We start from the raw sequence: 19,008 nt of genomic DNA on the forward strand, positions 1-19,008 counted from the left end.
CGGTGGGTACGGAAGAGGACTCGGTACTCGGGTCCACACGGGGCGGGCAGCGTGACGGACAGTCGTCGCGCGGCCCCGTCACGCAGGCCGACGGCGAGGTGCCCAGGACCCTGGTCGGCCGCTATCTGCTCGGGGCCCGACTCGGCCGGGGCGGTATGGGGACCGTCTGGCGGGCCGAGGACCGGATGCTGGACCGCGAGGTCGCGGTCAAGGAGCTCTCGGTGGGACACCTCGCCGAGGAGGACCTGCTGATCGTCCAGTCCAGGATGAAGCAGGAGGCCCGCGCCGCCGCGCGGATCAAGCACCCCGGCGTGATCACCATCCACGACGTCGTCGAGCAGGACGGCAAGCCGTGGATCGTGATGGAGCTGATCGACGGCCGCTCGCTGGCGGAGCTGGTCGAGCAGGAGGGCACGCTCAGCCCCCGTGAGGCCGCCGGGATCGGCGCCCAGGTGCTGGCCGCGCTGTACCGGGGGCACCAGGCCGGGGTGATCCACCGTGATGTGAAGCCCGCCAATGTGCTGCTGGAGCGCGGCACCGGGCGGGTGGTGCTCACCGACTTCGGCATCGCCACCTTCGAGGGCGACTCCGCGCTCACCCGTACCGGCGACCTGATCGGCTCGCCCGACTACCTGGCGCCGGAACGGGTGCACGGCTCCCGCCCCGGCCCCGAGTCGGACCTGTGGGGCCTCGGCGCCACCCTCTACGCGGCGGTGGAGGGCCAGTCCCCGTTCCGTCGCGACTCGCCGCTGACAACGTTGGCGGCGGTGGTCACCGACCCGCTGCCGGAGCCCCACAAGGCCGGGGCGCTGGCGCCGGTGCTGCACGCCCTGATGAGCAAGGACCCGGCCGAGCGGCCGTCCGCGCCCGAGGCGATCCGGATGCTGGAGAGCGTGGCCGCGGGCCACACCACCTCGCTGTCCGCGCCGCAGGCGCAGAGCCCGCTGCACACCCCCACGACGGGCGTCCCGCTGGCGGACCGCAGCAGCCTCGCCGAGCACACCCACGCGCCCACGGTGAAGTCCGAGCCGATCCGGCCGACCTTCGTGGAGGACGAGTACCGGCCCACCGTGCAGGGTCAGTGGCCCGCGCAGCCACCGCACGACGGCTCCCATGGTTCCCACGGCGCTACGGGCTCGACCGGTGCCCACGGCCGGAAGCGGCGCCGGATCTGGCCGATCCTGCTGGCCGCCGGCCTGGTCGCGGCGCTGGTCGGCGGCGGGGCCGCCTACGAGCTCACCCGGCGGCACAGCACCGGCTCCGGAGCCGGGACGACCACGCCCCCGGCGTCGTACGCGCCGTCCTCGCCCGCGTCCACGGCGGCGGCGCAGCCCGCGCCGCTGCCGGCCGGCTACACCGAGGTGCACGACCCCTCGGGCTTCTCCTTCCCGCTGCCGCCGCCGGTCGACGCCGACCACCCCTGGGTCAACTACCAGCGGAACGGCACCATAGCGATCAAGTACAGCCCGGACGGCGGGGTGCACCAGGTGATCTTCGGGGTGACTCCGGGGCAGGGGATCACCCCGCTCCAGCACGCCCAGGAGATGGAGCAGAGCCTGCTCAAGCACGACAAGTCCTACCAGCAGGTCAGCCTGGAGCAGGACACCTTCCAGAAGCGCTACACCGGCGCCCGCTGGGAGTACACCTTCACCGACAAGGCCACCGGCGTGGCGCACCATGCCGAGGAGCAGCTCTACAAGGACGGCAACGGGACCGAGTACGGCATCCTCGTCGACTACCCCGAGGTGGACTGGCCGACCGGTTACGCGCGCTTCCTGGCCATCACCGAGGGCTTCGTCGGCGGCTGAGCCCGGCTCCGTCGGAGCGCAGGACGCAACCGCAGGACGCAACCTCCCACTGCTAGTACGTTGGAACAACGCAGGCCACATCCCCCCAACTCAGGGAGCCGGTCATGGTCGCCGCCGCAGTCTCCACACCTGACGCAGTCGTCATCGGAATGGGTCCCGGAGGGGAGGAGGTGGCCGGCAGGCTCGCCGACGCGGGTTGGGACGTCGTGGGCGTCGACGACCGGCTGGTCGGCGGGGAGTGCCCGTACTGGGGCTGCATACCCTCGAAGATCATGGTCCGGGCCGGGAACCTGGTCAGGGAGGCCCACCGGGTGCCGGGCTCGGCCGGGCACAGCCGGGTGCAGACCGACTGGCGGCCGGTCCACCGCCACGTCCAGGAGGCCACCGACGACTGGGACGACAAGGTCGCGGTGGACCGCTTCACCAGCCGCGGCGGCACCTTCCTGCGCGGGACCGGGCGGCTCACCGGGCCGGGCGAGGTCAGCGTCGTCGGCCCGGACGACTCGGAGACCGTGCTGCGCCCGCGCCGGGCCCTGGTCCTCGCCGTCGGCACCAAGCCGTCCGCGCCGCCGGTGCCGGGGCTGGCCGGGACGCCGTACTGGACCAACCGGGAGCTGATCGAGGCCGAGGAACTGCCGTCGTCGCTGCTGGTGCTGGGCGGCGGGGCGATCGGCCTGGAGCTCGGGCAGGCGGTGCAGCGCTTCGGCTGCGAGGTCACGGTGCTGGAGGCGCAGCAGCGGCTGCTGGGGCCGGAGGAGCCGGAGGCGGCGGAGCTGCTGATGCGGGTGCTCGCCACCGAGGGCCTGGAGATCCACACCGGGGCCGAGCTGGTCTCCGTCGGCTACGACGGGCGGCGGTTCAACGCCGTCTGCCGCCGGGGCGAACGGCTCAGCGCGGAGCGGCTGCTGGTGTCCGCCGGCCGGCGGGTGGACCTGGAGCGGCTGGGCGCTTCGGTGCTGGGCGTCCCGGCCGACGCCCGGGCGCTGCCGGTGGACGAGCGGATGCGGGTGCTGGGCGCCCCGGGGGTGTGGGCGATCGGCGATGTCACCGGCAAGGGCGCGTTCACGCACATGTCGATGTACCAGGCGGACGTCGCGGTACGCGGCATCCTGGGTCAGGGCGGCCGGGCCGCCGAGTACCACGCGGTGCCGCGGGTGACCTTCACCGATCCGGAGATCGGCGCGGTCGGCCTGACGGAGGCTCAGGCCCGGGCCCAGGGCCTGGCGGTGCGGACCTCGGTCACCGACCTCGCGGCGAGCGCCCGCGGCTTTGTGCACGGCTCGGGCAACGACGGCTTCATCAAGCTGGTCGCCGCCGGCGGCGTCCTGGTCGGCGCCACCGCGGCCGGCCCCACCGGCGGCGAGGTCCTCGGCCTGCTCACCCTCGCGGTCCAGGCCAGGCTGCCGCTGGCCGAGCTGGCGGCGACGATCTGGGCCTACCCCACCTTCCACCGGGCGGTGGGGGAGGCGCTGAAGGGGTTGCAATGAGCTATGAGCGCAGAAGGGCCATGACAGCCGATCCATGACCCCCGGTCAGGACCCGCGCGGAGGCGTAGGTCTGCTTCACGTTCGGGCTGGCGTTGTTCTTGGTCAGTGCCTGGCCCCAGACCGTCCACATCACCCAGGGACTGCGGTCGAGGGTCTTCGGCTGGGCCTTGCCGAGCGGAACGTAGAAGGACTCGGCGAGCACCCGGGGCTTGCGGTAGCGGGCCAGGTCCTTGTACCACTTCGCGGTCCAGGCGCCGCCCTCGAAGGGGTGGTCCGGGCTGTCGCTGTAGTCGTCCACGCCGACGAGGTCCACCAGACCGTCGCCGGGGTAGTAGTCCCACGGGTCGCGTCCGCCTACGCCGTCCCAGGCGAGCGGGGCCCAGGTGAAGAGGAGATTGTGCAGTCCGCGCGAGCCGACGAGGTAGTCGTAGGCGATGCCCCAGAGCCGTCGGTACTGCTCCGGGTCGGCGGCCGTCCACCAGAAGCCGGTCCTGGTGTCGATCGCGTTCATCTCGTGGAACGGGCGCAGCAGCACCGGCACGTCGCAGGAGGCCAGGTAGGTCAGATGGTCGGCCAGGAAGGACAGATCCTGGATCAGGGCCTGGTGTTCGGTGCTGCCTGCGGTGAGTACGCGCTCAATCCAGTGGGCGTCGTGCGCGGCCGGGGAACTGCTGCGGAGCGTCTGCGCGTACGCCTTGGTGGGGCTGCCCGGCCAGGGCTGGTGGAAGGACATGCCGACCAGGCCCGACGGGGCTCCGCCGGTGCCGGGGAGCGAGCTCGCCGAGCCGTCGCACCGGGGCTCCGTCCCGCTGGGGTTGTACGAGCCGTCGGCGGGGCGCGGCAGTCCGCGCCAGACCCCCACCGAAAGGTCCACCACGTCGTCGGTGTAGCCCCAGCCGGGGCGGCAGGTCGGCCACACCGCCCGGGAGTACGTTCGGGAGCGTCCCACCCCCCAGCCCTGCTCGCCGTACCCGGGCCCGAGGTCCACCTCCAGGAAGCCGGGCAGGCGTCCGGTGATGTCGGCGGCCTTGCGGTAGTAGTACCCGGGCGGCTTCGCGCCCGGGTAGTCGCCGTAGTCGGCGTTGTAGAGCTCGTTCTGCAGCTCCACATGCTGGCCGATGATCGTCTGCGACTCCATGCCGCTCCTGGCCCGGTTCTCCAGACCGGCGAGCATGCGGTAGACGGCGGCGGCCGAGTTCGTCGCATGCGGGTCGCGCTTGGAGAGCTCGGTCTCGACGGCGATCGCGGAAGCGCTGCTCGGCGTGGACAGGGTGTAGGCGCCGACCAGTGCTCCGCCCACCATGGCCCCGCCTCCGGCAAGGACTGAACGCCGGCCTATACCACCAGTACGCCTCACGTGCTCTGCTCCCTCAGAATCGGACGACGCCGGTTTCCCGGTCGGTTCCGCACAGGTCGGTCTCACAGAGATCGTAGGTGACTGACTGCGGTCAGAAATGCCGCCCCGCTTGCGTATTCGATTGCTCTGGTGCAGATCCATTTCTGTTACCGACGGGTATCCAACCGGCTGGAAACGGCCTACGCTGCACGTCATGACTGACATCAGCACCAGCAGTGCCGCCGGTGAGCGCAACCCCGTCGCGGAGGCCGGGCCTCGTACCGCAGCCGACGCTGTGACGCCGGAGCTGGTCGCCCGGCTGGTCAAGGGCATTACGACGGGCGCCGAGCCCGCGGTGGCGCAGAGCTTCAGCCCGTTCACCGGGGAGGTGCTCGCGGAGCTCCCCGAGTCCTCTCCCGAGGCCGTCGCCGACGCCTTCGCCCGGGCCCGGGTGGCCCAGGCGGCGTGGGCGCTGCGTCCGCTGCGGGAGCGCGCGGCGGTGCTGCTGAGGTTCCACGACCTGCTCTTCGCCGCCCAGGCCGAGCTGCTGGACCTGGTGCAGTCGGAGACCGGTAAGACCCGGGCGCACGCGTTCGAGGAGGTCAGCGCCGCTGCGGTGGAGGCCCGCCACTACGGGCGCGCGGCCGCCAAGTACCTCAGGCCGCGCCGTCGCGGCGGGGTGTACCCCGTTCTCACCCAGGTCCGCGAGGTGCGTCAGCCCAAGGGCGTCATCGGTCAGATCTCGCCCTGGAACTACCCGCTGGCGCTGTTCGTCGGCGATGCGATCCCCGCCTTCGTGGCCGGCAACGCCGTGGTGACCAAGCCCGACACCCAGACCGCGCTCACCGCGCTGCGCACCCGCGAGCTGATGATCGAGGCCGGGCTGCCCGCCGAGCTGTGGCAGATCGTGGTCGGGGACGGCCCGGTCGTCGGCCCCGAGGTGGTCGCCCACGCCGACTACGTCTCCTTCACCGGCTCCACCCGGACCGGACGGGACGTCGCCCAGCGCGCCGCCGCCCGGCTGATCGGCGCCTCCATGGAGCTCGGCGGCAAGAACGCCATGCTGGTGCTGGCCGACGCCGACCTGGACAAGGCGGCCGAGGGCGCGGTCCGCGCCTGCTTCTCCTCCGCCGGCCAGCTCTGCATCTCCATCGAGCGGCTGTATGTCGCCGCCGAGATCGCCGACGCCTTCCTGGAGAAGTTCGCCGCCCGCACCCGGGCGATGCGCCTGGGCAACACCCTGGCCTGGGGCGCCGACATGGGCTCGCTGGTCGCCCAGCGGCAGTTGGACACGGTCACCCGGCATGTCGAGGAGGCCGTCAAGAACGGCGCGAAGGTGCTGGCCGGCGGCCTGGCCCGGCCGGACCTCGGTCCGCTGTTCTTCGAGCCGACGATCCTGGACGGGGTCACCGAGGACAGCGCCGTGTGCACCGAGGAGACCTTCGGCCCGATCGTCTCGGTCTACCGCTTCGGCAGCGAGGACGAGGCGGTCGAGCGCGCCAACGGCACGCCGTACGGTCTGAACTCCAGTGTCTGGAGCCGTAGCACCAGGCGCGCCGTCGCCGTCGCGCAGCGGCTGCACTCCGGCACGGTGAACGTCAACGAGGGCTACGCGCCGGCGTATGCCAGTGTGGCCGCACCGATGGGCGGCATGGGCGACAGCGGCATCGGCCGCCGGCACGGCTCCGAGGGGATCCTCAAGTACACCGAGCCGCAGACCATCGCGGTGCAGAAGCTGATCAGCATGTCGCCCTCCTTCGGCATGGACGACGAGGGATACGCGAAGTTCCAGGCCCGCGCGCTGGCGGCGATGAAGGCGCTGCGGCTCAAGTAGGCGCTGCTGTCAGTTCACCAACGGTGCCTCAGGATTTGGGAGTTACGTCAATGGCGACGGATGAAGCGGTTGAGCCGGGTTTCGACTACGACGTGGTCGTCGTCGGCTCCGGGTTCGGGGGATCGGTCTCCGCCCTGCGGCTGACCGAGAAGGGCTACTCGGTCGCGGTGCTGGAGGCCGGTCGCCGCTTCACCCCGGCCACGCTGCCCAAGAACTCCTGGGACACCAGGAACTACCTCTGGGCCCCGGCCCTGGGGATGTACGGCATCCAGCGCTTCCACGTGCTGAAGGAGGTGATGGTGCTCGCCGGCGCGGGGGTCGGCGGGGGTTCGCTGAACTACGCCAACACCCTCTACGTCCCGCCGGAGGCGTTCTTCCAGGACCCGCAGTGGAAGTCCATCACCGACTGGGCGGCGGAGCTGGCCCCCTTCTACGACCAGGCGAAGCGGATGCTGGGGGTGCGCACCAACCCCACTGTCACCCCCTCGGACGTGGCGCTCAAGGCCTCCGCCGAGAAGCTCGGCTACGGCGACACCTTCCATCTGGCGCCGGTCGGGGTGTTCTTCGGCGACGGCCAGGACGTGGGCGGCGAGGGCGCGAAGGTCGCCCCCGGCACCGAGGTCGAGGACCCCTACTTCGGCGGGGAGGGCCCGCGCCGCCGGTCCTGCACCGAGTGCGGTGAGTGCATGACCGGCTGCCGGCACGGCGCGAAGAACACCCTCACCGAGAACTACCTGTTCCTGGCGGAGAAGAACGGCGCGCAGATCCTGCCGATGACCACGGTCACCCGGATCCGCGAGGACGGAGAGGGATACGCCGTCGACGTCCGGGCCACCGATTCACGGTCCAAGAACCCGGCCCGGAACGGCTTCAGGACGATTCGGGCGCGGAAGGTCGTCATCTCGGCCGGGACCTTCGGCACCCAGAAGCTGCTGCACGAGATGCGCGACGAGGGCCACCTCCCGCGGATCTCGGCGAAGCTGGGCGAGCTGACCCGCACCAACTCCGAGGCGCTGGTGGGCTCGATGACCACGGACCGGCGCCTGGGCCGCAGGGCGGACTTCACCCAGGGCGTCGCCATCACCTCGTCGGTGCACCCGGACCAGCACACCCACATCGAACCGGTGCGCTACGGCAAGGGCTCCAACGCGATGAGCCTGCTGTCCGTCATGCAGGTGCCGGGCGGCAGCCGGGTTCCGCTGCTGCGGTTCGCCAGGATCGCGGTCACCAAGCCGCACCTGACGGTGCAGATGCTGAACAAGCGGCGCTGGTCCGAGCGGGTCATCATCGGCCTGGTGATGCAGTCGCTGGACAACTCCATCATCGTGTCCCGGAAGAAGTCCGGGCTGGGCAAGGGGCAGTTGACGTCGCGTCAGGGTCACGGCGCGCCCAATCCCAAGTGGATTCCGGCGGCTGAGGAGTCGGCGCGCGCCGTCGCGGCCGAGATCCGCGGCGTCGCCGGGAGCGGCGTCAGCGATCTGCTCGGCCGCACCCTGACCGCGCACTTCCTCGGCGGCTGCGTGATCGGGGACTCGCCGGAGCGCGGCGTCATCGATCCCTACCAGCGGCTGTACGGCTACCCGGGCATCAGCGTCGCGGACGGCTCCACCGTCTCCGCGAACCTCGGGGTGAATCCCTCGCTGACGATCACGGCGCAGGCGGAGCGTGCGGTGTCGATGTGGCCCAACAAGGGCGAGGCCGACCCCCGCCCGGAGCAGGGCGAGCCCTACCGCCGGGTCGCCGCGGTGGCGCCGAAGGCCCCGGCGGTGCCCGCGGGGGCCTTCGCGGAGCTGCGGCTGCCGCTGCTGGCGGTGCCGGTGGTGCCCCCGGTGCGGGAAACCACGGGGGAGTAGCGGAGTAAGGGTTCGTTCACAATCACAGGTCCGACTCAGAGCCAACACATCCGTTTGGTATAACGAGACGCGTTCGAATCACATGCCGAGCGCGCAAAAGGCACGCTCCGAAGCCGGCAGCCGACGACCAGGATGAAGATCGTGCAGATGGCCGACTCCGCGGACCCCCGGACGCGACCTGTATCGACCATGCAGCGTGATGGCGTCGCCTACGAAGAGGACGCCGAGGCGACGACGGCCGTCGACGCAGACACTGCGGAACTCCAGGCGCTCCCGGAACCAGCAGCACTCCCGGAACCAGCGGCGCCCCCGGCTCCCGCGGCCACCTCGCCGACGCTGCCCCCCAGCGTCGGTCACGGACTCCTGGGCGTCGCCTACCTCGGGCTGATCGCCGCCAATTCCACCGCTCCGCTGCCAGGTTCCGTTCCGGTGGTCGACGTCCTCCTCGTCCTCTGCGCCTTCACGATCTCGCTCTCCGCGCTCCAGCGACTGACCACTCCGGGATCACTTTCCCCCGGGCGCAAACTGCTCCTTCTGCTCAAGCAGTACGGGGCCGCGCTCCCGCTGCTGCTCGGCGCCCTGCTCGGCACCGTCTGGCTGGCCGGCGGACTGGACGCCGCCACCGCGCTGCAGCGGCAGCTTCCGGGCGCGCTCTTCCAGGTGTCCGACTGGGCCGGGTACTCCACCGACCGGGTGCTGCCGTCGCTCACCCTGGGCAGCTCGCACGCGCCCTGGCCCTTCGCGGTGCTCTGGCCGCTCAGCGTCGTCGGACAGTACGCGCTGCTGTGGCCGCTGCTGCTGACACTGCTGGCCGTGCTGGTCCGGCGCTCCGTCACCGCGCTGGGAGCCCTGCTGCTCCTGCTCACCGCCGCCCCCGCAGCCGCGGTGTCGCTGCTGCCGTCGGCCTCGCTGCCCGGCTTCCTCCGGTCCGCGCTCGGCCTGGCGGTCGGCGAGCGTCTGATCGATCTCACCGCGGGGGCCGCTGCCGCCTGCGTCGTGCTCCTGGTCCTGCGCCGTCGGCAGGCAGCGCCCGCGCGGACCGGCGGCGCCCGTACCGCCCTCTGGACCTCGGCCGAACTCCTGGTGGTCCTCGCCGCCGTGGTCGGCTGGTTCGCCGGGAGGCCGGACGCCCTGTCGCCGCTGCTCCGGAGTCTCGGCCTGAGGCCGGACGCCGTTCCCCTGCACCGCCTGTACGACGGCGCGGACCTGCGCGGCCTGGCGCTGCACGCGCTGATCGTCGCGGTCCCGGCGCTGCTGCTGACGCTCGGCGGCGGCCTGCTCGCGGCCTGGCTGCGCCGGCCGCTGCTGGTCGAGATAGGTCGGATGGGCTATCTGCTCACCCTGGTCGGCGCGCTGATGACCTGGCTGCTCCATCGGGGCTGGCCCGGGCTGCCCTGGTACGGCCTGCTGATCGTGGGCACCGGGCTCGGCTGGCTGCTGACCCTGTGCGTGTACTACCCCACCTGGCGCCTGGCGCTGCGGAGTTGGAGCCCGCTGCGGGCGCTTCCGCTGCTGCTCGCCGCCTGCCTGCTGCTCGGCCTGGGCTCCTGGAAGCTCCCCGCACACGCGGCGGCGGCGCTGCGCCCCGACGGAAGGCAACTGGTCCTCGGTCTGGGCGACCAGCTGACGGGGGACCTCGCCCTGGCCCTGAACCACAGCGGCGCCCCGTTCTCCGGTCGTAGCGGTGTACGCAACGGCTCCTCGGCCGCCGAGGACTGCGGTCTGATGGACTGCCCGGGCTGGCAGCAGCAGTGGCAGAGCGCGCTCCATTCGACCCACCCCGACCTGGTGGTACTGCACCTCGGCCGGGACGCGGCACAGCACGCGGGAACGAACCCGGCGGCGAACACCTGCACCGCCGCCTACCGCGCGGAGTACCTCGGCCTGCTGAGCCAGGCCGTCGCCGTGGTCCACCGGTCGGATCCCGGCGTGCCGGTGCTGCTCGCGAACGAGCGCCTGGACAACAGCGCGGCCGAGCCGATCGGGACCGCCTGCTACAACCAGCGGATCCAGGAGTTCACCGACGCGCACAAGGGCGTCGTCCGGCTCCTGGACCTCAACGCCGAACTGTGCCCGGCCGGGGCCTGCCGACAGGCCACGCCCCAGGGGATCGCCTTCTACGGAACGGTCGACGGCACCCGGATCAGCGCGGCGGGCCGAGCGCTGATCGCCCCCTGGCTGGAGCAGCAGCTCCGGCAGGCGGCGAAGGCGGCGAAGTCAGTGAAGGCGGCCTCGTAGCGGGGCCCTCAGCCCTTCGACCCCGCCGTTCCCGGGCCCGCGTAGGAGGAGGAGAAGCACTGCTTGATCGCCTGCTCGGTGAGCGGGCGGCCGGCGAAGTCGAGGCGTGAGCTGGTCTCCGCGGGCGGGGTCCGCGGGTCGACGTGGAAGTTGAGCGACCACCAGTACACCCCCGCCATCTTCCGCTCCTGGACCACCTCGCACACCGCGCGGTACCAGGTGGCCTGCACGGCGGCGTTGACCGTGCCGTACCGGTAGTAGTCGCCGGGGCTGGCGAACGCGCCGTTCTGCGCTCCCACGCCGGCCTCCGCCAGCACGGTGCCCGACATCGGCCCGGTGCTCTTGCGGTCGAGCCACTTCTGCCAGCCGTTGACGATGGTGCTCACCGAGGCGCTGTCGGGCGCCTTGACCGGGGGGTAGGCGTCGACGTCGACCTGGTCGACCGGCAGCTTCACGTCCTTGGTGACGAAGTTGTCCCAGTTGGTGTCGTAGGTCAGCTGCCCCGGAAACCGGCCGTGCAGGGACGAGAGCAGGGAGCTCCACTGCGAGCTGTTCTCGAGCGAGACCAACTCGGTGCCGACCACCAGGGTGGCCGCCCCCTCCGTGCGCGCCAGGTCCGCGTACTGGTCCAACAGCTTGCCGTAGGAGGTGAACCAGGCCTGGCGGCTTGCGGGTTCCAGGGCTCCGCGCCACTGCGGGAGCAGGCTGCGCTCGTCGATGATCGGACGCAGGGTGATCCGCATTCCGGCGGCCTTGAAGGCGTCCAGGGCGAGCTTCAGCCGCGCGGGGCTGGGGGTCTTGGCCTCGGGGTGCACGCTGTCGGAGTCGATCGAGTCGACGTACAGCGGGAACGAGAGCGCCACCGAGTTGGCGCCCAGCGACACCAGGTAGTTGCTGACCCGGCGGGCCTTGCCGCGGACCTCCGACTCGCTGTCCGTGCTCATGTCCTCCCAGTAGACCTGCACCCCCCACTGCGGCATTCCCGCGTGCCACGGCTTCGCCACCCGGGGTACCTTCTGCCCGGCTGACGCGCTGGACACCGGCGGGGCGCTCTGCGCCGCGTTCAGCACCGGGTCCGCGAACTGCTTGAGCGGCGTGGGGCGGGCGGTGGGCGTCGCGGAGGAGGACCCGTGGGGCAGCAGCGCACCGGCAGTCCAGTGCAGGGGCTGCACCCCGACGGCGACCGGGACCGCGATGACCGTCGCCAGCACGGTGCAGGGGAGCACCACGAGCCAGCCGCGCCGGGAGCGCGGCGGGGCCGGACTCACCTCTCCGTCGGCGAAGACCAGCTCGATCGGCGCCGGCTTCTCCTGCTCGGAAGCGGGCATGCGGTGTTCCTCCACGATTCGGAACCGGTCAGACCGGTTTGGCGATGACGACGAACTGGTTCTCCTCGCCGCGGATGAACTTCAGGAAGCCGCGGAACCCGCCCAGTCCTTCGAGCACCGAGAAGACCGGTATCAGGGCGACCACGGCCACCGGCTCCCACCAGTGACGGTGCCCGCCGCGCGAGACCAGGCTGTTGAGCCGCAGCCCCTCCCAGTAGGTCCAGATGACATAGGCGAAGTTCAGCGCCCAGAGCAGCACGATCGACTGCGCCACGGGCGAGGTGTTCATGCTTCCGCTGAGCCAGGCGAACGCCAGGATCATGCCGATGTGCTGCAGCGGTCCCAGGATCCAGGTCGCCACGCACACCGCGAGGAACCAGCGGTGCCGCAGCGGGATGGTCCGGTTGAAGCACAGCGCGACCAGCCCCCAGGACCAGCGCTCGCGCTGCTTGACGAAGTCGCGCACGGTCGCCGGGGAGGCCCCGTAGCAGCGGCCGTTGAACCAGTCGCTGCGGCCCGGGTAGCGGCTGCAGAAGGTCAGCGCCAGCTGTGCGTCCTCGACGATGGCTTTGGGGCCGAAGTCCCAGCCGATGGTGGCCTCCACCGAGGCTCTGAGCACCAGCAGTTCGCCGTGCACTCCGGCGATGGGGGTGCCGGTTCCGGTGAGCGCCCGGAAGCGGGCGATGTCGTCGGCGGGGCGCACCGAGTCGGCGAACCAGGTGAAGCGGTTCGCCGCGTGCTCGCGCGGATAGGTGAGGATGCCCTGCGCCATGTGCTTGACCTCGTCCGGCGTGGCCCGGCGCTGGCGGTTGATGAACTGGGCCAGGGCCGCCGCGGTGTCGGGGCCCACGCCGGTGTCGTCGTCCATGTGCAGGACCCACACCTCGTCGCGTGCCTCGCCCTCCTCGATCCGCAGCTCGTGGGAGTAGTGGTTCGCCCGCGCCTTGAAACGGGTCCCGTTGGCGGTGCGGTAGCTCCGGGGGACGCTGACCACGCGGATCAGCGGGTCGGTCGCCGCCAGCCGGTCGATCCGCTCCTCGGCCTCGCAGCCCTCCTCGGTGAGCACGTCAATGCGTAACTGGGTGAAGTAGAGCGGGAGGTGCTCCACATAGGACTGCACCGAGCGTTCCAGCGCCGGGTAGGTGTCATGCCGTCCGATGGTCGGCACCAGCACGATCAGCAGGTCGTTCGAGACCTCGGCCGGCGGAGCCATCTCATGCCTGCGCCGGTGCCGTCGGCGGATCAGCACCGCTCCCTGAAGCCCCACCAGCACACCGATGGCCGGCAGCGACCAGACGATGGTGAGGATCCAGCCGAGCGGGGTGCCGTTGGGCCGGTACGTCCACAGCCCCCATCCCGTCAGCAGGGTGAACGGAAGAGCGAAGGGGACGATGCCGGGGCGCCAGTAGTCGATGCGGCGGGCCAGCTTGCTGCTCTGTCTGGACATGGATCGGCTCTACGACGTGGGAGACGTCGGCTTCGGCGGTACCGCCCGGAACCGGGTGGTGGCCTCGTCGGACAGGGGAACGGCGTCGCTCGGCTCGGCCGGCTTCGGCTGTTGCTGCGGAGGCTGCTGCGGCTGCGGGGTGGACAGCTGGGTGGGGGGCGGAGTGGCTGCCGCGGGCGGTGCGACATAGGGCGGGAGGGTCGGTCCCTGCGGCGGCTGCCCCTGTGGCTGCGGCAGTTGCTGGTATGCCTGCTGCGGAGCGGCGCTCGGCGCGTACCCCTGCGGAGCCGCCTGCTGCGGGTAGTAGTGCTGCTGCGGCGCCTGCTGCTGGGGGACGGGCTGCGGGGCGTACTGCGGTGCTCCCTGCTGCGTCGGATACATGGCGGCCTGCGCGGCCGCCGTCCACGGGCTCGGCGGCGGCTGCCACGGGACGTGCGCGCCGACCCGCCGCGACAGCATGATCACCAGGGCGATGGTGACCAGGACTCCCACGATCAGCGTCGCCAGCAGCAGTTGACCCGTGAGCTGCCCGGTGAACCAGGGACGCTGTGCGGGGTCGAACAACGCCCCGGTGAGGCTGCGCAGCCGGTTGTAGCCCTCGACCGCCGCGACTCCGCAGACCAGCCCGCGCGCCCAGTGGCTGCCGCGAAGGATGAACAGGCCGCCGACGGCGTAGAGGATCGCGTAGTCGAAGCTGGAGGTCTCGGCCTGACCGCTGCCGCCGTGGGAGCCGTAGTAGACGATCCCCAGCAGGAACTGTCCCGGCCCGACCACCGCAAAGCAGTTGTAGAGTGCACGAACCAGAAGAATCGCCGCCCACCCGATGGCCACATAGGAGGCTGCCCGGTAGAGGGTCGGCACGTCGGCCGGGCGTGGGGACAGATGTGAATCGGTACTCATGAGCTTTCCCCCTGGTCGGGCCGATCGGCTGGCGCAGGTACGTGGACACCGCACTCGGCGCGAGTCGCACAATAGACCTAGGCTCAAACTCTAGAGCCAAGGTTTTCACAACTGTCACCCAGGCTCCCGTGCGTGCTCGCCGGCCAAAGCCGCCTCTCCAGTTGAGCGACGTAGGTCACATTTGCTGGAAGCGGCTTTGGTTGGGATCACTGGCCGCTAGGTTTCCGATCAGAACCCGCCCGCACCGACGGATGAACCGACGGCGCGGGCGGTGTCATGCCCGGGCCCTCGAAAATTTGGGCAGGGCCGGCGGCACGCCGGTTAGGGTCGCGCCAGGACCGACACACCCCGGGGGCTTCGATGCGGCGTGATGACCATCAGACACTCGTCTTTGACGCGGACGACACCCTCTGGGAGAACAACGTCCTGTTCGAGCGGGTCATCGCCGACTCCCTGAGCTGGCTCCGGCACCCCACGCTGGACCAGCTCCAGTTGCGTGCCGTCCTGGACGAGATCCAGGCGGCCAACGCCGTCGCCCACGGGTACGGCAGCCGGATGCTGCTGCGCAGTCTGGCCGACTGCGTCCAGGCGCTGCGGGGTCGGCCGGCCACGGCGGGGGAGCGCGCGGAGATCGAGAGCCTGGCCGCCGTCCTGGTCGACCACCGGGTGGAGCTGATCTCGGATGTCCCGGAGACGCTCGCGGACCTCGGCAGTCGGCACAGCCTGCTGATGCTCACCAAGGGCGACCCGCAGGAACAGCGGCGCAAGATCGACGCCTCACGGCTGGCGCACCACTTCCGGGCCATCGAGATCGTCCAGGAGAAGGACAGTCGGACCTACCGGGACTTCCTGGAGACGCACGCGCTCGCGCCCGCCGACAGCTGGATGATCGGCAACTCGCCGAAGTCGGACATCCTGCCGGCCCGCCAGGCGGGCATGGGCGCCGTCTTCATCCCCCACGAGCACACCTGGGCGCTGGAGCACAGCGAGCTGGACCCCGCCGACGGCGGAGTGCTGCACCTGCGTTTCTTCCGCGAACTCCTCGACCACTTCTGAGAGTTGTGATGACTGGAACCCCATCCGAACGCCCGGCCGAGCGGGCGCTCACCGAGCCCGTGGTGTCCTGTGTCTTCGTCTGCCACGACGGCCGGGGACGGATCCTGCTGGCCCGGCGCAGTGAGGGCGCGCGGGACGAGCCGGGGACCTGGGACACCGGCGCCGGGGCGCTGGAGCACGGGGAGTCCTTCGAGGCGGCGGTGCGGCGCGAGGTCCGCGAGGAGTACCTGGCGGAGGCCCTGGCCGTCGAGACCCTGGGCGTGCGCAACATCCTGCGCGGCGAGCCGGTCTCGCACTGGGTCGCGGTGCTGTTCGCCGTCCGGGTCGACCCGGACCGGGTCTCCATCGGCGAGCCCCACAAGTTCGACGCCCTCGGCTGGTTCACCCTGGACTCGCTGCCCCAGCCGCAGCACTCCCAGCTCGCCGGGACCCTTGCGCTCTTCGGCCGCGGCGCCGGCGCGGGGTGACAGAGGCACATTGCTCCGCCATCGCGGCGTAACCACCCGTCGTGCTGGAATAGGGGAACACGCCATCTCGATCGTCCATATTCTGTGACTGGCAACACGTCCCTGAACGAAAGGCTCGCGCAGCCGATGCCCCGTCTCTCCGTCGTCGTCCCGATCTACAACGTCGAGCGCTACCTCGAGGAGTGCCTCGACTCGATCGCCGCCCAGACCTTCGGGGACTTCGAGTGCGTCCTGGTCGACGACGGCTCGACCGACTCCAGCGCGGCGATCGCCGAGGCCTTCGTCGCGAAGGACCCGCGGTTCCGGCTGGTCCAGCAGGAGAACAAGGGCCTCGGGGCGGCCCGCAACACCGGCTGGCGGCACATCGGCGCCGACACCGAGTACCTGACGTTCGTGGACAGCGACGACACCCTGCCGCCCAACGCCTACCAGCTGATGGTCGGCACGCTGGACGAGACCGGCTCGGACTTCGTCACCGGCAACGCACTGCGGTTCAACTCGGAGGGGTACTCCCCGTCCGGCGTCCACATCAAGCCGTTCAAGGAGACCCGGCTCAAGACCCACATCACCGCGACCCCGGCGCTGGTCACCGACCGCACCGCGTGGAACAAGGTCTACCGCCGCAGCTTCTTCGACGCCGCCGGCGTCCTCTACCCCGAGGGCATCCTGTACGAGGACGCCCCGGTCAGCGTCCCGCTGCACTTCCTCGCCGCCTCGGTGGACGTGCTGTCCGAGCCGATCTACCACTGGCGCGTGCGCGAGACCGGCGAGGTGTCGATCACCCAGATGACCGACCCCAGGAGTCTGGTCGACCGGGTCCGCTCGATCGAGCTGGTCCGGGAGTGGCTGCTCGCCCACCCCGAGCCGGAGTACCGCGACTACCTGCGCTCCTACGACGCCAACACCCTGGTCGAGGAGATCCCGAAGTTCTTCTGGCTGGTGGCGGACGGCGACGCGGCGTACCGAGTGGCCTACCAGCAGCACGTCACCCGCCTACTGCAGGCGATCGGCACCGAACACCTCACCGGCCTCAAGGGCCCCCTCCGCATCAAGTACCGCCTCACCCTGGCGAACCGCATGCGCGCCTTCATAGCAGTCCACCGCCTGCACCGCTTCTACGTGGCAGCGCGCCGCCGACTCCGCGGCGGGGGCCGCTAAGGGGACGCCGAGCGCTTCGCCTCAGGGCGACGTGCGTTCCGGTGACGGGGCCGCAGAGGCTGGGTGATTGTCGTCGCCGACATGGCACGATGCCCCCAGACCGGAGGGGGAGGGTATGAACGAGTCGGGGCGGGTGGAGGCGTTCAGCGACGGGGTGTTCGCGATTGCCATCACGTTGCTGATCCTGGACGTCAAGACGCCGTCGCAGGATTCCGGGAAGAGCCTCGCGTATCAACTGGCCCATCTGTGGCCGCAGTACGACGCCTATGTGGTCAGTTTCCTCGTCATTGGCATCATGTGGGCCAACCACCACCAGGTCTTCAGTTTTGTCGCCAGGGTGGACCGGACACTGGTGTTCCTGAACCTGTTGCTGTTGATGGGGGTTTCGGCGTTGCCGTGGGCCACGTCGGTGGTGTCGAGTTATCTGACCCAGCCGAAGGAGGCGCGGTTGGCGGTGGCGCTCTATGGCGGGTTCATGGTGGTGCATGCGTTGACGTTCACGACGTTGTGGTGGTGGCTGACCCGGACCGGGCATCTGTTCGATGCGCGGGTGGATGAGGTGCGGGCCAAGGCGACGCGGGTGCGGTTCGCGCTGGGGACGGTGGTGTACCCGATCCTGGTGGGCTTCTCCTTCGTGAACGCGCTGTTGACCCTCGCGCTCCATGGAGTCGTCGCGATCTACTACGCCTTCAACCAGCTGCATGTGCCGACCAGGCCCGATACGGACTCGGCGGCGGAGTAGCCGGGCAACGACCGAGGGCCCCGCGGGGGAAGACGGGGCCCTCAATCTGCGGCAACCGGCGTCAGGGCAGCGCCGGTGCTGCGGGAACGGCACCGGGGGAGGGGTGCCGTTTGTCAGTTGGTTCTGGGTTCACCTGGGCAGGGGGCGCGCGCATCGGGCATGCGCCTCTGGGCAGGGACGGCGAGGTGGGTGGTTGGCCCACGGGGCCGATTCAACTACTGTGAGTGACTGGCGAGAGTCCGTTCGGAGCGGTTTCCCGGCCTGCTGGAGGCGGTGTTCCCCAGTGCCGATCCGCTGCCTCAATGCCACCCCCTCACCAGCATCGTGGGGGATATGGCCGGTGTTGCGCAACTGGTTCGGCACACATCGGCATAGTCGTTTTCTGTGAACCGACGTGCGTCGGTGCCCCTGAGGGCGGTGCGGTGCCGACGTTACGCTCTGCGAGGGGAAGCGCGAGGGGGTGCGCAGTGGGATGTGCGCCGGGGACGGGGACTGATCCGGGGCGGTCGGAGCCGAGCGTCCCCGGTGCCGACCGCCCCTTCACAACAGATCACTTCAGTCATGACCGGGCGGCTGTCCCCTGCTGCCCGGTCGAGGCGTCGGCGCGAGGTCCCACGACACACCGGTAAGGGCGAGTCTCATCGCGTCGGCGGACTGTTGTGACACTCCACGCGTGGTCCTGCTCGCCGTACACGTCCCCCGGAAGGGGGCTGGGAGCACGTCACTGGCCGGGACGTGAACCCCGTACGGTCATGGGGAACAACGATTCTCCTGATGAGGGGTCACGGTTTCTGGTACCCGGCGAACGAGTGAAGCCGCTATGATGACCGCCATGTTCTGCGCGGCGTTCAACTTTAGCTATGGCACCGGAAGCCCCGGTCGCCATGGTGATGCCGTCTGACATCAGGACAGCCAGACATCACACAGGCGCCCCGGGCCATCGGCCCGGGGCGCCTGTCGTCTCCCCGGCGCCATGCTCGGCCCCCCGCCGTCGTATCCGAGGGAGAACAGTTCATGGACCGCATCACCACCACCAGCACCGGGGAACTCACTGCCGAGCAGGCCCAGGCGGTGATCGCCGAGGCGCGCGGGCGCATCGACGAGCTGGACCAGCGCATCATCGAACTGGTCCGGCAGCGGATGGGCGTGTCCGCCGAGGTCCAGTCCGCCCGGATCACCACCGGCGGCCCGCGGCTCGCGCTCAACCGCGAGCTGGAGATCCTGGCCCGTTACCGTGCCGCGCTGGGCCCGCAGGGTACCGAGGTCGCGATGCAGTTGCTGGAGCTGTGCCGGGGCCGGGCCTGAGGGGTCACGCCGGGGTCGGGGGAGCGCGGGGCGACGGCTGAGCAGAGGG

The 19,008-nt window shown here is 70.7% G+C and carries 14 protein-coding genes; 10 read left to right on the forward strand and 4 right to left on the reverse strand.

Features of this window, described 5'->3' with window-relative positions; genetic code table 11:
- Positions 1-2: 2 nt before the first annotated feature.
- Both ABH941_RS12550 and ABH941_RS12555 read left to right on the forward strand, forming a co-directional pair.
- Positions 3-1,808 (forward strand): serine/threonine-protein kinase, encoded by a 1,806-nt coding sequence (locus tag ABH941_RS12550; RefSeq protein WP_370128989.1) that lies wholly within the window; start codon positions 3-5, stop codon positions 1,806-1,808.
- Between the two features lie 104 nt (positions 1,809-1,912).
- Complete coding sequence (locus ABH941_RS12555) at positions 1,913-3,295, forward strand: NAD(P)/FAD-dependent oxidoreductase (RefSeq protein WP_370128991.1); 1,383 nt, start codon at positions 1,913-1,915, stop codon at positions 3,293-3,295.
- A 1-nt stretch (position 3,296) separates the two neighbouring features.
- Here ABH941_RS12555 and ABH941_RS12560 read toward each other — a convergent pair whose 3' ends face one another.
- Complete coding sequence (locus ABH941_RS12560) at positions 3,297-4,598, reverse strand: glycoside hydrolase family 26 protein (protein ID WP_370128992.1); 1,302 nt, start codon at positions 4,596-4,598, stop codon at positions 3,297-3,299.
- Positions 4,599-4,845: 247 nt separating this feature from the next.
- On the opposite strand from ABH941_RS12560, the gene ABH941_RS12565 reads away from it, so the two are divergent.
- The 3 genes from ABH941_RS12565 to ABH941_RS12575 all read left to right on the forward strand — a co-directional run bounded on the left by ABH941_RS12565 (position 4,846) and on the right by ABH941_RS12575 (position 10,556).
- Positions 4,846-6,465, forward strand: a complete 1,620-nt coding sequence (locus ABH941_RS12565; protein WP_370128993.1) for a succinic semialdehyde dehydrogenase — start codon at positions 4,846-4,848, stop codon at positions 6,463-6,465.
- A 50-nt stretch (positions 6,466-6,515) separates the two neighbouring features.
- On the forward strand, positions 6,516-8,318 hold the full coding sequence (locus ABH941_RS12570; RefSeq protein WP_370128994.1) for a GMC family oxidoreductase N-terminal domain-containing protein: 1,803 nt from the start codon (positions 6,516-6,518) through the stop codon (positions 8,316-8,318).
- A gap of 147 nt (positions 8,319-8,465) precedes the next feature.
- Entirely contained in the window at positions 8,466-10,556 is a 2,091-nt protein-coding gene (locus ABH941_RS12575; RefSeq protein ID WP_370128995.1) for a hypothetical protein, read from the forward strand.
- Between the two features lie 8 nt (positions 10,557-10,564).
- Here the strand turns inward: ABH941_RS12575 and ABH941_RS12580 are convergent, their stop codons facing one another.
- From ABH941_RS12580 to ABH941_RS12590, 3 genes are read right to left on the reverse strand one after another with little or no spacing between them, the layout of a single operon-like run.
- Positions 10,565-11,884, reverse strand: a complete 1,320-nt coding sequence (locus tag ABH941_RS12580; protein ID WP_370128996.1) for a hypothetical protein — start codon at positions 11,882-11,884, stop codon at positions 10,565-10,567.
- Between the two features lie 28 nt (positions 11,885-11,912).
- Positions 11,913-13,331: a glycosyltransferase family 2 protein gene (locus tag ABH941_RS12585; RefSeq protein ID WP_370128997.1), complete on the reverse strand. Its 1,419-nt coding sequence runs from the start codon at positions 13,329-13,331 to the stop codon at positions 11,913-11,915.
- Between the two features lie 9 nt (positions 13,332-13,340).
- Complete coding sequence (locus tag ABH941_RS12590; protein ID WP_370128998.1) at positions 13,341-14,231, reverse strand: hypothetical protein; 891 nt, start codon at positions 14,229-14,231, stop codon at positions 13,341-13,343.
- Between the two features lie 360 nt (positions 14,232-14,591).
- On the opposite strand from ABH941_RS12590, the gene ABH941_RS12595 reads away from it, so the two are divergent.
- From ABH941_RS12595 to ABH941_RS12615, 5 genes are all read left to right on the forward strand, one after another.
- Positions 14,592-15,287, forward strand: a complete 696-nt coding sequence (locus tag ABH941_RS12595) for an HAD family hydrolase (protein ID WP_370128999.1) — start codon at positions 14,592-14,594, stop codon at positions 15,285-15,287.
- Positions 15,288-15,295: 8 nt separating this feature from the next.
- Complete coding sequence (locus tag ABH941_RS12600) at positions 15,296-15,754, forward strand: NUDIX domain-containing protein (protein WP_370129000.1); 459 nt, start codon at positions 15,296-15,298, stop codon at positions 15,752-15,754.
- A 126-nt stretch (positions 15,755-15,880) separates the two neighbouring features.
- Positions 15,881-16,912 (forward strand): glycosyltransferase family 2 protein, encoded by a 1,032-nt coding sequence (locus tag ABH941_RS12605; RefSeq protein ID WP_370129001.1) that lies wholly within the window; start codon positions 15,881-15,883, stop codon positions 16,910-16,912.
- A gap of 115 nt (positions 16,913-17,027) precedes the next feature.
- Positions 17,028-17,654, forward strand: a complete 627-nt coding sequence (locus tag ABH941_RS12610) for a TMEM175 family protein (RefSeq protein ID WP_370129002.1) — start codon at positions 17,028-17,030, stop codon at positions 17,652-17,654.
- Positions 17,655-18,668: 1,014 nt separating this feature from the next.
- Positions 18,669-18,959 (forward strand): chorismate mutase, encoded by a 291-nt coding sequence (locus tag ABH941_RS12615; RefSeq protein ID WP_370129003.1) that lies wholly within the window; start codon positions 18,669-18,671, stop codon positions 18,957-18,959.
- Positions 18,960-19,008: the final 49 nt, after the last annotated feature.

It is taken from the genome of Streptacidiphilus sp. EB103A (assembly GCF_041261405.1).
Classification (GTDB): Bacteria; Actinomycetota; Actinomycetes; order Streptomycetales; family Streptomycetaceae; genus Streptacidiphilus.